We start from the raw sequence: 13,786 nt of genomic DNA, 5'->3' as shown, positions 1-13,786 counted from the left end.
CCTCAGCGTTTCGTCAGCTTCAGCTTCTTGCGCACATCTTCCGGTCCGATGATGCGCGCGCCCATACCCTCGACCACCTGCACGGCCTTTTCGACGAGCTGCGCATTGGTAGCGAGCCGGCCCTTGCCGACGAAGAGGTTGTCCTCCAGGCCGACACGCACATTGCCGCCGGCCAGAACCGCCGCGGCCGGATACGCCATGGCGTTGCGGCCGATCGAAAAGGCCGAGAAAGTCCAGCTCTGGGGCAGGTTGTTGACCATCGCCATGAAGGTGTTGAGGTCGTCGGGCGCGCCCCATGGAATGCCCATGCAGAGCTGGATCAGCACCGGGTCTTCGATCAGGCCTTCCTCGGCAAGCTGCTTGGCGAACCAGAGATGGCCGGTGTCGAAGGCCTCGATCTCCGGCCGCACGCCGAGATCCGTCATCTTCCTCGCCATGGCCCGCAGCATCGCCGGCGTATTGGTCATGACATAGTCGCCGAGGTTGAAGTTCATCGTGCCGCAATCGAGCGTGCAGATCTCGGGCAGGCATTCGGCGAGATGGCTGACGCGCTCGCTGGCGCCCGCCATATCAGTGCCTCTCGGATTGAGGGGAAGGGGGCTTTCGACATTGCCGAAAACCAGGTCCCCGCCCATGCCAGCGGTGAGATTGAGGACGACATCGATATCGGCCGAGCGGATGCGCTCGGTGACTTCCCTGTAGAGATCGTTGCGGCGGCTGGCGGCCCCCGTTTCCGGATCGCGGACATGGCAGTGAACAACGGCCGCCCCAGCCTTGGCGGCGTCGATCGCGGAGTCCGCGATCTGCTTGGGAGTAATGGGAACATGGCTGGATTTGGAAACCGTATCGCCGGCGCCGGTGACGGCGCAGGTGATGAAGACATCGCGGTTCATCGCAAGAGGCATGATTTTGTTCTCCCCGTCTTGTCAGGCATTACGCGGCAGGATCGGCGAAGATGCTTTGCATTATCAGAAGTCTTTGATACATTATCGGAACTGGAGGAGGTGACCTTGCTGCAGCGATCAACGGAACGGCTCGATATCGACCTTCTCGTCCTGCCGGAGACGAACCTGATCCTGATCGCGTCTGTCATCGAGCCGCTGCGCGGCGCCAACCGCATCGCCGGCAGCGAACTCTATCGCTGGCGGTTGTTGACGCCGGACGGCGCGCCGGTGCCGACCACCAGCGCGATCGCCATCCCGGCCGAGGGCACCTTCCGGGCGACGACCGAGGAGACGCCGCTTTTCGTGCTGGCCAGTTACAACTGGCGCCGCAGCGCGACGCCGGCGCTGAAGATGCAGCTCTCGCAGGCGGCCCGTCACCGCACGATCGTTGCCGGCATCGAGTCCGGCACATGGCTGCTGGCCGAGGCAAGCCTGCTCGACGGGCTGCCGGCGACCGTCCACTGGGAGGATTACGAGGATTTTGCGTTGGCTTATCCCGAGGTCAGAGCCGTCAAGGATCGTTTCGTCATCGACGGCAAGCGGCTGACGACTTCAGGCTCACTGCCGACCGTCGACCTGATGCTGGAAGTGATCCGGCAGCGGCAGGGTTATTCGCTGGCGCTCGAGGTCAGCCGGCTGTTCCGTTATGAGCAGCCCTCCTTCCATGTCGACGAAGCGCTATCCGCGGCCTCGGCGGGACTGCGCATGCATGATCCCCGCGTGACACAGGCGGTGCGGCTGATGGAGGAGCATATCGAGCAGCCGCTGATTTTGGCGCGGCTCGCCCGCAGGGTGGGCGTCAGCGCCCGGCATCTACAGGATCTTTTCCAGCAGAGTATCGGCGCACCGCCGCATGTGCATTATCTGGCGCTGCGGCTGAATGCGGCGCGGCGCAAGGTGATCGAAACGACGGCCTCCTTCGCCGACATCGCGGCGGCGACCGGCTTCAATTCGGCCTCGGCCTTTGCAAGAAGCTACCGGGCGAGTTTTTCCGAGAGCCCATCCGAAACCCGGCGCCGCCTGCGCCGCCGCATCACGCCATTGCCGGCGCCGCCATAGGCTGGAAGGCCTCGCGCACCATTTCGGCGAGTTCCCGGACGGCCTCGCTGGAACGGAAGGTGCTCCGGCGAAGCACGACCTTCGAGGAATCGACCGGCGGAAAACCGTCTTCGGCCGTCAGTTCCCGGCAGCCGGGCGGAATGCTGCTGCGGGAAAGGGTGGTGACGGCAAGGCCTGCGGTCACGGCGTTCTTCAGCCCCGAGCCAGTATCGGCGATGAATGCGATCCGGTAGCTGCGGCCGATCTGTTCCAGCGAGCGGAGCGCAAAATCGCGTGACCAGGTGGAATTGCGATAGGTCGCAACGGGCAGGGGATCAATGTCGTGCAGCCGGTGGACCATCGATGTGACCCAGACTGTGGGATCAATGCAGAGAACCTCGCCCTTGTTCTGGTCGCTCCAGTCGAAAACGACGGCGAGATCGAGTTCGTCTCGTTCCAGGGCGGCGAGATTGCGGACCGTATAGTCGCAGGACACCGTGACCTCGACCGCCGGATGGCGCACGGCGAAAGCCGCAAGGGCTGCCGGCAGCACCGTCTGGCTGTATTCCTCGGGAATTCCGATCCGCACCGGCCCGTCGAGTGGCTTGCTGCGGATCGTCGCGGCAGCCTCGTTGAGGAGATCGATCACCCTACGGGCATAGGGCACCAGTTGGATGCCTTGGCGGGTGAGCAGCACGCCGCGGGCGCCGCGCTCGAAAAGGATCTCGCCGATCGCCGCCTCGAGCCTCTTGATCTGGGTGCTGACCGCCGACTGCGTCCGCCCGATGCGCTGGGCAGCCGCGGAGAAATTCGAGGTCTCGGCGACGACCAGGAAGGTCCTCAGAAGGTCGCTTTCGATTGGTTCATGCATGAGATAGCCATAGAAAAAATCGATAAGAGCTATCTCTACTATTCGTTTGTCTTATGTCAATTGCTGGCGCAGAAATGAGCGGCGTTCGACTTCCTTCTTTGAGACCATCTGCGTGACCATTGAAAATCCGACCACGCGCCTCGCAGGCAGCGAGCACGAGAAGGGTGTGCTTCTCATCGTTGCCGCGACGCTCGCCTGGAGTGCGAGCGGCGTTTACTCGCGGCTGCTCACGACCGACGTATGGACGGCGATCGCCTGGCGGTCGTTGTTCGGAGGCTTGTTCCTGCTGATCCCCTGCCTTTTCCTCGAAGGGGGCATCTCGCAGCGGCAATGGCGTTCCGTTTTCCATCCCTCCGGTCTTGCGATGATCGCATGCCAGACCTTCAGTCAGGGATGCTTCATCGGGGCGCTCTACATGACCACCGTCGCCAATGTGACGATGATCTATGCGACCACGCCCTTCATTGCGGCGCTATTCGGCTGGCTTATCCTCAAAGAGAGGGTCGCCAGGCGGACGCTGATCGCCGGCGCCGTGTCCCTCTTCGGCGTCGGCGTCATCGTCGCCTCGTCGATCGGCGGCGGCACCGGCTGGGGCGACCTCTTAGCGCTCGGCATGACCGCGTCCTTCGCGCTCGTCATCATCATTCCGCGCGTCAGTCCCGGCGTGCCGAGCCTGCCGCCGACCGTCGTCAGCGCTTTCCTGACCCTCGTCATCTTCGCGCCGTTCGGTTCGGTCGGCTCGCTCGACCTGCACAACTGGATCGTTCTTGCCGCCTTCGGCGCCACCAATTTCTCGCTGGCGCTTGTGCTCTTCCTCGCCGGCGCAAAGCGGATGCCGCCGGCAGAAGCCGCGCTGATCGGTACGATGGAAATCGTGCTGACGCCCTTCTGGGTCTGGCTGCTGTTTTCCGAGCAGCCGCCAGTCGCCACCTATTTCGGCGGCGCGATCATCCTTGGCGCCGTGCTCTGGCACACGGCAATCGACTTCAACCGCAGCCAGCGGTCACGCGACCGCTAGACCCGGCTTTACAGCGTCATGTGCTCTTTAGCCTCGATTAGCCGAAGAACGCACGAATCTGCGCGAAAAATCCGCTTGGTTTGGGATCTGCCATCTTCCGCACGCGACGAGCGACTGTTGCCGCGCTGACGCGTTCACCAAAATGACAGAAGCAGACAAGCTCGTGCAATTCCCCGTCGCTGAGTTCGAAGAACCGTTTGGCTTCTCCGTAACTATCATTTTCCATTCCTGCCGCCCGCAGAATGGGATCAGCGAATGCAACCGAGATCGGCGTGTCGTCATCCCGCATGGCAATGCGATCTGCGATCGGCTGATATTCTGTTTCGTGAAGCGTCTTAAGAAACGGCCTGGGGCTGCGTTCGAGACTTTCGGCCCACCGTTCAATCCGTTCGCGCCGCGTTAATTCAAGGCGCTTGCAGGTCGTGCTGACCTTCGCAATCGTTTTCAATTGCTCGAGTGCATACTGTTCCATTTCGGCCTCCTATCTCCGAGAAAAATAGATGGTCCGCTCCCAAAAATAGCGTGGCTCAGGTCGCAGCCGATGTCCAATCACGATTGGCAACGGCATCTGCCGCGGGCAGGCAGAGAAACCCTGCTATTTGATCGGAGAGTTGCAATCAAATCTTCTAAACCGATCCGGAAAACCGCCCTATTCCGGGGATCAACTACTACCCGCCAGCGGTATGCTATCGCGACTTTCCGACTGTCGTCTTTGAGTTGCGCCCATGTCGTTTTTTCGGGCGCTGTTTTCCGCCGGGCGTGGTTTGCTTGTGGCGTTCAAGGCGCTCGTCACTGGCGACAGAACCGTTGGAACGCCGACCGAAGATTCCAAGATGAATCGAAAGGAGGTTCTGGAGCCCGAAACCAGCTCTTTGCGCAGCAAATCGGCGGATTGCGGCGGTGATGACGAGCGGAAACGACAGGCCAGACCTATCGTCTTCACTCTTCCCCTCCATCCAATCTGTCCCCGCCTATTTGCGAAATTCGAATATCGCCCGGTGCGGCGTTGTGAATACCGGGCTGCAGAGGAGGCAGGCCGGAGGAAAAATTGCCATCGATTGCATCGGTTGCAGATCGAGGCATTCAACGAATGGGAGGAATCCATGAGCAAGAATAGAGGCGTCGTTTATCTGAGGCCGGGCAAGGTCGAAGTTCGCGACATCGACGACCCGAAGCTGGAAGCGCCCGACGGTCGCCGCATCGAGCACGGTGTCATCCTGAAGGTGATCTCCACCAATATCTGCGGCTCCGACCAGCATATGGTCCGCGGCCGCACGACGGCGATGCCGGGCCTGGTCCTCGGTCATGAAATCACCGGCGAGATCATCGAGAAAGGCGTCGACGTCGAGATGCTCGACATCGGCGATATCGTCTCGGTGCCGTTCAATGTCGCCTGCGGCCGTTGCCGCTGCTGCAAGTCCCAGGATACCGGCGTCTGCCTGACAGTCAATCCGGCCCGCGCCGGCGGCGCTTACGGTTATGTCGACATGGGCGGCTGGATCGGTGGGCAGGCGCGCTACGTCACCATTCCCTACGCCGATTTCAACCTGCTCAAAATCCCCGATCGGGACAAGGCAATGGCGAAGATCCGCGATCTGACCATGCTCTCCGACATTCTGCCCACCGGCTTCCATGGCGCGGTGCGTGCAGGCGTCGGGGTCGGATCGACCGTCTACGTCGCAGGCGCCGGCCCTGTCGGGCTTGCGGCTGCCGCTTCGGCGCGCATCCTCGGCGCCGCGGTCGTGATGATCGGCGACTTCAACAAAGATCGCCTGGCGCATGCGGCAAGGGTCGGTTTCGAACCGATCGATCTCTCGAAGAGCGACCGCCTTGGCGACATGATCGCCCAGGTCGTCGGCACCAACGAAGTGGACAGCGCCATCGACGCGGTCGGCTTCGAAGCGCGCGGCCATTCGGGCGGCGAACAGCCGGCGATCGTGCTCAATCAGATGATGGAGATCACCCGCGCCGCAGGCTCGATCGGTATTCCCGGCCTTTACGTCACCGAGGATCCGGGCGCCGTCGACAATGCCGCCAAACACGGCAATCTGTCGCTCCGCTTCGGCCTCGGCTGGGCCAAGGCGCAGTCTTTCCATACTGGCCAGACGCCGGTGCTCAAATACAATCGGCAGCTCATGCAGGCGATCCTGCACGACCGGCTGCCGATTGCCGATATCGTCAACGCCAAGGTCATTCCGCTCGACGAGGCCGCCGCCGGATATGAGAGCTTCGACCACGGAGCGGCGACGAAATTCGTCCTCGATCCGCATGGGGACGTCGCGAAAGCCGCCTAGAACAGGATGATTTTAGGCCGGATCGGCCTAAAATCTGAATCCTGTTCTAAATTAAAGAGTTAGAGCATGATGTCGTCCGAAAACCGCTCACACTTTTCGGCATCATGCTTTAGCGGTTACGATCGAACACTCGACGTGATGGGATGGCCGGCCGCAAGCCGGCCATCCTGCATTCATCAGGAATTTACCGGCGGAATTACTGGATGCTGAACGGGAAATATTTTGCGTTGATCATGTCATAGGTCCCGTCCGCCTTGATGCTCTTCAACGCTTCGTTCAAGCGTGTAAGACGCTCCTTGTCGTCCAGGCGCAGCGCGATGCCGGCACCCTCACCGAAGTATGTGACGTCGACCAGATCCGGCCCTTTGAACTCGCAGCAGGTTCCTGCCTTGGTGTTGGCGATCCAGTCGTAGATGGCGAGTTTGTCCTCCAGGATGATATCGACGCTGCCGTCCGACAACCCCTTGTACAATTCAGGCGAGGACCGGAAGACCTTCTTTTTCATCTCCGGATAGAGATGGTTGGCGTAGGATTCCTGCGCCGTCGACGACGTCACCCCGAGAATCTTGCCGCTGAGGCCAGCGGGGCTGATATCGCTAATCGGCGAATCCTTCCGAGCGATGAACACGGAGGGGCTGTTGTAGTATTTCTCAGTGAAGGCAACCTTTTGGCGCCGCTCGAGGCTCATGGACATGGACGAGATGATCGCGTCGTATTTATCGGCAACGAGATCGGGAATTATGTCGTCCCATTTCTCGATGATGAACTGGCATTCGAACTTGCCGACCTCGCAAAGCGCATTGGCAATATCGATGTCGAAGCCCTGAAGCTTGTTGTTTGCATCGAGATAGTTGAAGGGCGGAAACGCGCCTTCGACGGCAATTCGCATCGGGATGCGATCTTGCGCGGCCGCCTGGATTGGCGCCGCCGCGGCCAACACCATACCCAAGCCCCCCGCCACCAGCGCTCCGCGCAACATAGTCTGAAGAGATATGCGCAGCATCGTCGTGAGCTCCTTGGGGCTATTCGATCCTGCCAATAATACGCCTTAGCCTTTAATTCTACGTGAACGCTTCTTTGGTAGCGTCGACGCATGCGCCCATGTCGCGGTGTTCAGGGGTCTAGGCTTGCACATCATTGTTCCTTCCAGCTCCAATACGTTTCAGAAATCCTGGATCGCCTCGGGAAGGATTCTCTTTCTGATCGCCGTGAGCGGGCTTGGAGCGATTGGACTCGTCGTGCTTTCGGCGCTCTGGGCAGGAACCGAGAGTGACGCTGCTGCCCTCGATCGCCAGCGCCAGCTTGTGAATGCGCGGCTGCGCGAGCAGGTCGATCAAGTCGCACATGTTATCGGCCAGTTCGGCAACGGCTACCTCACACGCGTTTATCCTGCCGCCCGGTCAACCGGAGGTTCCTCCAGCCTCGACGCCGTCCTGACGGCGGCGGCCGGCAGTGCGATCAGCCAGACCGCAATGTCCGCCTTCGGTTACGACCAGGCTTTCGTCGTCGACGAGAAGGCCCAACTGCTCATGCTGGCGGATGCCCAGACAGAAAAACGTTATCGCTGGATGAAGCCCCTGTTTGCGCCTCTCCTTCGGGATGCCCGCCTGGGGGTGAGACAAGGGACGGCGTCCGAACGAACGCCGTCTTCGATGGAAAGCCGCCTTGCGAGCGCGGCCCAGTCCAACCGTGCGTTGGCCAATCTGATGCGTTTGGAAGGTCGCCCGACGATCGTCGGCGTCGTCGCCATCAACGACGCCGCCCAGGGACGGCAGCAGCCGATGCGGCAATTCCTGATCGTCGTTCGGTTCATCGATGGTGCTGCGCTCGACGAATTGAGCCGGCAGCAGGGGCTCAACGGCGCGCGCTTCGCGCGCACCGCCGATGCCGACGAGAACGAGGTCGCGTTTCAGATCGACGCGACGGCAAACGGCGAACCGATCGGCTTCATCGTCTGGCGGCCAGATCTTCCCGGGTCGCGGGTCATCGGGCGCTTGATGCCGGCGCTTTCGATCGCGGCCCTGTTGATCGCGGTCCTGTTCTCGGTTCTGCTGGTGCGCCTGCGAAGCAGTCTCGGCGAGTTGAAGAAGAGCGAGCTGCATGCACGGCAGCTTGCCTTGCATGATGTGCTGACCGACCTTCCCAATCGCGCCTTGTTCGCGATGCGGTTCGACGAGTGCCTGGCCGAGACGCGCAATTCGGTCGAACGCTCGGCCGTTGCGCTTCTCGACCTCGACCGTTTTAAAGCCGTGAACGACACGTTCGGCCATGCAGCCGGCGATGAACTCATCAGGATGGCTGCGGAGCGGATCCGCGCCATACTGCGTCCAGGCGACACCCTTGCCCGGCTCGGAGGCGACGAATTTGCCCTGCTTCTGCGGGACATCAAAGATCATGACCAAGTTTTGCCGGCGATCTGCGAAGCGATCGTTGCAGAACTTGGCAAGCCCTTCCCGCTTTTGCGCGGCGAGGCGGTCGCCCGCGTCGGCGGCTCGATCGGCGTGACCGTCGTGCCGGATGCCGGCCGGAATGCCGACGACATCATGCGCTACGCCGATGTCGCGCTTTACGAGGCAAAAATGGGCGGCAGAGGTCAATGGCGCCTCTATTCGCCGTCCATGGACGGCGGCAGGAACGCACGCGACATTCTCAAGAACGAATTGCGCGAAGTTCTGGCCAGAGGCATGGCTTCATCGGCTGGCCCACATTCGGATCCCATTGCAACCAGGCCGGACTTCGGATCGCTCGAGGTTCATTACCAAACGGTGCACCGCGCCGAGGGCGGATACGCGGCCTCGGGCGCAGAGGCCCTCGTGCGCTGGCGTCACAGCCAGCGCGGCCTGTTGACGCCCGCCGGCTTCATCCCTGTCGCCGAGGAGGGCGGCCTCATCGACGCTCTCGGTTTCTGGGTGCTGCGCGAAGCCTGTCGAGCCGCCTGCAAATGGCCAGACGATACGTTTGTTGCCGTCAACGTGTCTCCCGCCCAGTTGCGGCGGCCGAATTTTGCCGAGGAAGTCTTCGCCGTGCTTGAAGAGAGCAGACTGCCGCCATCCCGGCTGGAGCTCGAGCTTACCGAGTCCTCGCTCATCGAGGATAATTCGGACGTCTATTCTGTGTTGAAGTCGCTGCGCGGCGGAGGTGTTCAGATTTCGCTCGATGATTTCGGAACCGGCTTTTCATGCCTCAGCCACCTGATGCGCTTCGACATCGACCGCATCAAGATCGATCGGTCGTTCGTGTCGCTGCTCGGCACGAAGGCTAACGGGGCAGCGATCATCGGCGCCATCGTCACGCTCAGCCGCAACCTCGGCATCTCGACGACGGCAGAAGGCGTTGAGACCGAATATCAACGTGACCTCCTGGCCGCCCTCGGCTGCACCGACCTCCAAGGCTATTTCTTCTCCAAACCGGTTCCTCTTCGCGAACTTGATTGTTTCCGGGAAGCTGAGAGCGCCGCCGGATTGCTGACGATCGCTCCAGACGCCGTCGCCTGAGGTTTCCGATCTTCCACAGGTCACGGGAACTTTCGCCGCAGGCGGCGGTTGACGCCCGGAGAACGGAGGATGGGATGGGCGAGATCGGCGAGTGGCGGCACCTCTGCGTCGACATGCAGCGGATGTTTGCCGAAGACACACCCTGGCACGTTCCCTGGATGGCGCGGGTCTCTCCGCAGATCGAGGAACTCGCCGGACGGCACCCGTCTCGAACGATCTTCACCCGCTTCCTGCCACCCGAGCATGCCGACGAGATGCCGGGGAAATGGCGTGATTATTATCGGAAATGGTGGATGATGACCGGCGAGCACCTTCCCCGCGACCTCGTCGATCTGGCCTCGTCGCTGGCGTCGCTGGTTCCGCCGGCAAGGCACTTCGACAAACGCACCTATTCCCCCTGGATCGACGGCCGCCTTCATCCTATCCTTCAATCGGAGCGGGTCGATACTCTGGTCATCACCGGCGGAGAAACCGATGTCTGCGTGCTTGCCACCACGCTCGGCGCCATCGATCTCGGCTATCGCGTCATCGTGCTGAAAGACGCCGTCTGCAGCGGCGCCGACGATACGCACGACGCCTCGCTGGAACTTCTGCACGATCGGTTTTCCGTGCAGGTCGAACTTATGCAAACCGACGAATTTTTGCGGGTTTCTGGCTGAACCAGTTGTCCCTCAGCGCACGCCCAGTTCGCGATGCGATCTGCGGAGTTTTGCAGGCGCGACCTGATCGGCGTATCCGGCGCCAATATTCGCCGGGAGCGAAAGGCGGATTGTAGATCGCCATGCTGATGCCCGGTACAGTCATCGGCATGTGCACCAGTCGCTCAGAATGGCTTCTCAGAGAGCAAAAGAAGGCGTTGGCCAGCTAGCCGCATCCAGGGGCACCATTGCGCTGGCGAGAGATCACGGCTTGTCACGTCAAGTCGGAATGAGGTGGCCGCTTGAAATCTGCTCGATTGTTGTAACACCGAGCAGGGCCATATCGCTATGGAGCTCGGCCTTCAGGATGTCTGCCGCCCGCAATACGCCAGGCAGACCGGCTACAGCAGCCGCGTAGAGAAACGGCCGGCCGACGAACACGAAACGTGCCCCGAGCGCCAAGGCCTTGATAACATCGGTTCCGCGGCGAAAGCCGCCATCGATCATGATTGGGATCCTGTCGCCCAGACGTTCGACGATCTCGGGAAGCGCCGCGATGGGAGAGATGGCGCCATCCAGCTGGCGGCCACCGTGGTTGGAGACGATCACCCCGTCAGCCCCTGTCTCAGCCGCACGCGCCGCATCGTCCGGATGAAGAATGCCCTTGACGATCAGCTTGCCGCTCCAGCGGTTGCGAATGCGCTCGAGATGGCTCCAGTTCAGATGGTCTCTTCGGCCAAAGTCCCGCATGACGTTCGAGGCGATGATGGGTGCGCCTCTGGTTGCGTAGGAGTTTTCAAAATGCGGGATGCCGTGGCGCGCGATCGTGCGCAGAAACGTCCTGATGGTCCATTGCGGGTGCGAAACACCCTGCCAGGCCAAAGCAAGGCTGGGCCGCAGAGGCGTCGAGAAGCCGGCCCGGATATTGTTTTCCCGGTTCGCGAGAACAGCCGTATCGACGGTAAGCAACAAGGTGGTGAAGCCCGCCGCAGCAACGCGGTCCACCAGCGCATCGATGCGCTCGGGCTCTCCGGGCAGGTAGGCTTGGAACCAGGTCGCGGGCGCGGTGGCAACAACCTCTTCGAGCCGAATGAGCGAGGATCCGCTCATGATCATCGGAATCCCGACCTGCGCTGCGCCAGCGGCAAGAACAATGTCGCCGCGATAGGCCATGAGCGCGCTGATTCCCATTGGGGCGATACCGAAGGGTGCGGCATAAGTCTGGCCGAATAAGGTGGTTTGCGTGCTTCGCGTCGATACGTCCTGCAGAATACGCGGTCGCAACGCATAGGTCTGAAAGGCTTCGAGATTATTTCGCAGCGATGCGTTGGTTTCAGTGCCACCGGAAATATAGGCGTAGAGCGGCTTTGGCAGATGCCGCTTTGCCTTTGGCTCGAAGTCATCGAGGCAGAGCATAGCCTGCGCCAGCCGGGTCGAACGGCGGGAGTCGAGGCTGCTTACTTTCATGGCTTGCTCCGTTCAATTACAGACGAATTTGTTTCTGGGAGAGGGCGGTGAAGCCATTGCATCCATCGCTACCGACTGCTTCAAATCTTCGCTTGCCTCGAATGCTTCCTTGCGACCCATTCCGAATGGACGGAAGTATCAAGGTTACCAGCATACCGGCGGTAATCAACAGCGGGGCGGCGCTGATCGGGCGTTCCAGGAATCCCAGCGGATCGCCTTGGGAAAGACGCAGAGCCCGGCGGAGGGCAATCAGCCCAGATGTCGTCCCGGATGGGCTTGTGGTTGGTCGTTGCTGTGTTAACTAGCTGTCTTGCGATTTTCAGCCGGCTGCTCAAGGCCAACGGAAAATCCCGCATTCAACAGCTGCGCGATCGGAACCCGCATGAAGAATGGACAGCAGGATAAACGTGAAATACCCTCGTCGCCGGCCAGCCGGTCGCCGCATGAGCGCCAGCGGTCCCTGGCGATCGGGCTTTTGCGTGCGCGCGAAGCAGTGATGAGCCATTTTCGGCCGATCCTGGCGGCGCATGATGTAACCGAGCAGCAGTGGCGGGTCATCCGTGTGCTCTCGGAAGCGGGAACGCTCGATGCGAGCGAAGTGGCGGACAAGGCCTCGATCCTGGCGCCAAGCCTGACGCGCATGATCCGCTCGCTCGAGGAGCGCGGCTTCATCACCAAACATAAGGACAAGGCCGACGGCCGGCGGGTGCTGCTGCGGATTACGCCCACAGGGCGGGCAATGGTCGACGAAGTCATGCCGGAGAGCCTGAAGGTCTACGCCGACATAGGTGCGCGCTTCGGTGGGGAGCGGGTCGAGCAACTCTTGGACATGCTTGACGAACTGACGGCGCTGAGGCTCGAAGGCGCGACCAGCGGTGAAGAGTGACGGCTTTCGGGCCCCCGCAAAGCCTCTTTATTAATGTGTTAAATATATAATTGACGGCCGGCCCGGTCTGCGGCAGTCTTCAGCGGTATTGACACTGTTGGGAGGCAGAGTTGGACCTGTTGCAGAACCGCAGCCTCGTCGATCGCGCCTGGGCGCCGACACCTTACGATCAATGGGCGGACGACCTTTATAACATCTGCGGGAATTTCAACCCGCACACGATGGAACGCGGCGACAAGGTGGTCGGCACGGCAAGCCGCATCGACGTCTGCGGCATGGAATTTGCTCATGTCTCCAACGATCTGGATTATGTCCATCGCGGCTGGGAGGATATTCGCCGCGACGCTCACGAACATCTGTTTCTGATCCTGCAGCTCGAGGGGGCCTGCGGGGTGGAGCATTCCGGCCAGCAGAATATCCTCGACGTCGGTGAATGCATTCTGGTCGATTCCACGCGGCCGACCACTCTCTATTTTCGCGGACACTTCTCCAATCATCTCTCCCTGCATTTGCCGCGGCAATTGATGTATTCGGACAGCAAGGTGGATTTCGACGTGGCCCGCAAGCTTTCGGCCGGCGATCCGATGGCGGTGATGCTGCGCGCGCTGATCGCCAAGATGATGACGGCTCCGGAAAGCGAGGCGGCCTCGCCGCATCTGCGCCAGCTGATGTTCGATGCGACGCGCCAGGCATTTCTGTCGACCGACATCCAGACGCCAAGCCTGAATTCGTTGCATGACAGTGCCGGCAGGCGCCTGCAGATGGTCGATATCCTGATCGACAAACACCTGACCGAAAGCGATCTCAGCGCCAGATGGCTGGCGACGAGGCTCGGCGTATCGATCCGCACGCTGCAGCAGGATTTCCAGGGATTGGGCATGACCTGCACTACCGTCATCCGCGACAAGCGCCTGCGCTTCGCCCGGCAAAAAATTGAGCAGATCAAGGAGCAGCGCCACGCCGGAACGATCGCCGAAGTCGCGTATTCGGCCGGCTTCAACGACATTTCCTATTTCAACCGCAGCTTCAAGGAACTGTTCGATTGTGCGCCGAGCGAACTGCTTCGCGCCGGCGAACCGGTGCCAAAGATGGTCTGACGCGCAATTTGCGCTTCCGTCCAAGACGAGGCGCGTTTC

Annotated in this window: 12 protein-coding genes; 7 read left to right on the top strand and 5 right to left on the bottom strand. The window is 61.1% G+C overall.

What is annotated here, in order from left to right; genetic code table 11:
* Nucleotides 1-2: 2 nt before the first annotated feature.
* Entirely contained in the window at nt 3-905 is a 903-nt protein-coding gene (locus ACS4RS_RS28015) for a 3-keto-5-aminohexanoate cleavage protein (protein WP_439012641.1), read from the bottom strand.
* A gap of 105 nt (nt 906-1,010) precedes the next feature.
* Here ACS4RS_RS28015 and ACS4RS_RS28010 point away from each other — a divergent pair, with 105 nt between their 5' ends.
* Nucleotides 1,011-2,003 (top strand): helix-turn-helix domain-containing protein, encoded by a 993-nt coding sequence (locus ACS4RS_RS28010; protein ID WP_439012640.1) that lies wholly within the window; start codon nt 1,011-1,013, stop codon nt 2,001-2,003.
* Here the strand turns inward: ACS4RS_RS28010 and ACS4RS_RS28005 are convergent.
* Nucleotides 1,978-2,853: a LysR substrate-binding domain-containing protein gene (locus ACS4RS_RS28005; RefSeq protein ID WP_041672096.1), complete on the bottom strand. Its 876-nt coding sequence runs from the start codon at nt 2,851-2,853 to the stop codon at nt 1,978-1,980. The genes ACS4RS_RS28010 and ACS4RS_RS28005 overlap by 26 nt on opposite strands.
* A 112-nt stretch (nt 2,854-2,965) precedes the next feature.
* Between ACS4RS_RS28005 and ACS4RS_RS28000 the strand changes: the two genes are divergently transcribed.
* Nucleotides 2,966-3,871: an EamA family transporter gene (locus ACS4RS_RS28000; protein ID WP_439012639.1), complete on the top strand. Its 906-nt coding sequence runs from the start codon at nt 2,966-2,968 to the stop codon at nt 3,869-3,871.
* A gap of 37 nt (nt 3,872-3,908) precedes the next feature.
* Here ACS4RS_RS28000 and ACS4RS_RS27995 read toward each other — a convergent pair whose 3' ends face one another.
* Nucleotides 3,909-4,343 carry a hypothetical protein gene (locus ACS4RS_RS27995; protein WP_439012638.1) on the bottom strand — a complete coding sequence of 145 codons (435 nt, stop codon included), beginning with the start codon at nt 4,341-4,343 and terminating at the stop codon, nt 3,909-3,911.
* A 631-nt stretch (nt 4,344-4,974) separates the two neighbouring features.
* Between ACS4RS_RS27995 and fdhA the strand changes: the two genes are divergently transcribed.
* Nucleotides 4,975-6,165: a formaldehyde dehydrogenase, glutathione-independent gene (gene fdhA, locus ACS4RS_RS27990; protein WP_439012637.1), complete on the top strand. Its 1,191-nt coding sequence runs from the start codon at nt 4,975-4,977 to the stop codon at nt 6,163-6,165.
* A 196-nt stretch (nt 6,166-6,361) separates the two neighbouring features.
* Here fdhA and ACS4RS_RS27985 read toward each other — a convergent pair whose 3' ends face one another.
* Nucleotides 6,362-7,168, bottom strand: a complete 807-nt coding sequence (locus ACS4RS_RS27985; protein ID WP_449314056.1) for a transporter substrate-binding domain-containing protein — start codon at nt 7,166-7,168, stop codon at nt 6,362-6,364.
* A gap of 124 nt (nt 7,169-7,292) precedes the next feature.
* Here ACS4RS_RS27985 and ACS4RS_RS27980 point away from each other — a divergent pair, with 124 nt between their 5' ends.
* Both ACS4RS_RS27980 and ACS4RS_RS27975 read left to right on the top strand, forming a co-directional pair.
* The gene (locus tag ACS4RS_RS27980; protein WP_449314055.1) at nt 7,293-9,659 is read left to right on the top strand and encodes a putative bifunctional diguanylate cyclase/phosphodiesterase; all 2,367 of its coding nucleotides are present in this window, start codon (nt 7,293-7,295) and stop codon (nt 9,657-9,659) included.
* A gap of 74 nt (nt 9,660-9,733) precedes the next feature.
* On the top strand, nt 9,734-10,318 hold the full coding sequence (locus tag ACS4RS_RS27975; RefSeq protein WP_439012635.1) for an isochorismatase family protein: 585 nt from the start codon (nt 9,734-9,736) through the stop codon (nt 10,316-10,318).
* Nucleotides 10,319-10,576: 258 nt separating this feature from the next.
* On the opposite strand, the gene ACS4RS_RS27970 is transcribed toward ACS4RS_RS27975, so the two are convergent.
* Nucleotides 10,577-11,764 carry an alpha-hydroxy-acid oxidizing protein gene (locus ACS4RS_RS27970; RefSeq protein WP_439012634.1) on the bottom strand — a complete coding sequence of 396 codons (1,188 nt, stop codon included), beginning with the start codon at nt 11,762-11,764 and terminating at the stop codon, nt 10,577-10,579.
* Nucleotides 11,765-12,146: 382 nt separating this feature from the next.
* On the opposite strand from ACS4RS_RS27970, the gene hpaR reads away from it, so the two are divergent.
* Nucleotides 12,147-12,650, top strand: coding sequence for a homoprotocatechuate degradation operon regulator HpaR (gene hpaR / locus ACS4RS_RS27965; RefSeq protein ID WP_439012633.1), 504 nt, complete (start codon nt 12,147-12,149; stop codon nt 12,648-12,650).
* A 110-nt stretch (nt 12,651-12,760) separates the two neighbouring features.
* Nucleotides 12,761-13,747: a helix-turn-helix domain-containing protein gene (locus ACS4RS_RS27960; RefSeq protein WP_439012632.1), complete on the top strand. Its 987-nt coding sequence runs from the start codon at nt 12,761-12,763 to the stop codon at nt 13,745-13,747.
* Nucleotides 13,748-13,786: the final 39 nt, after the last annotated feature.

Origin of the sequence: Rhizobium sp. F40D2, from assembly GCF_051810745.2 — a bacterium.
GTDB lineage: Bacteria > Pseudomonadota > Alphaproteobacteria > Rhizobiales > Rhizobiaceae > Rhizobium.
Note: the sequence above shows the minus strand (reverse complement) of the source record. Positions and strands in the feature narration are given on the sequence as shown.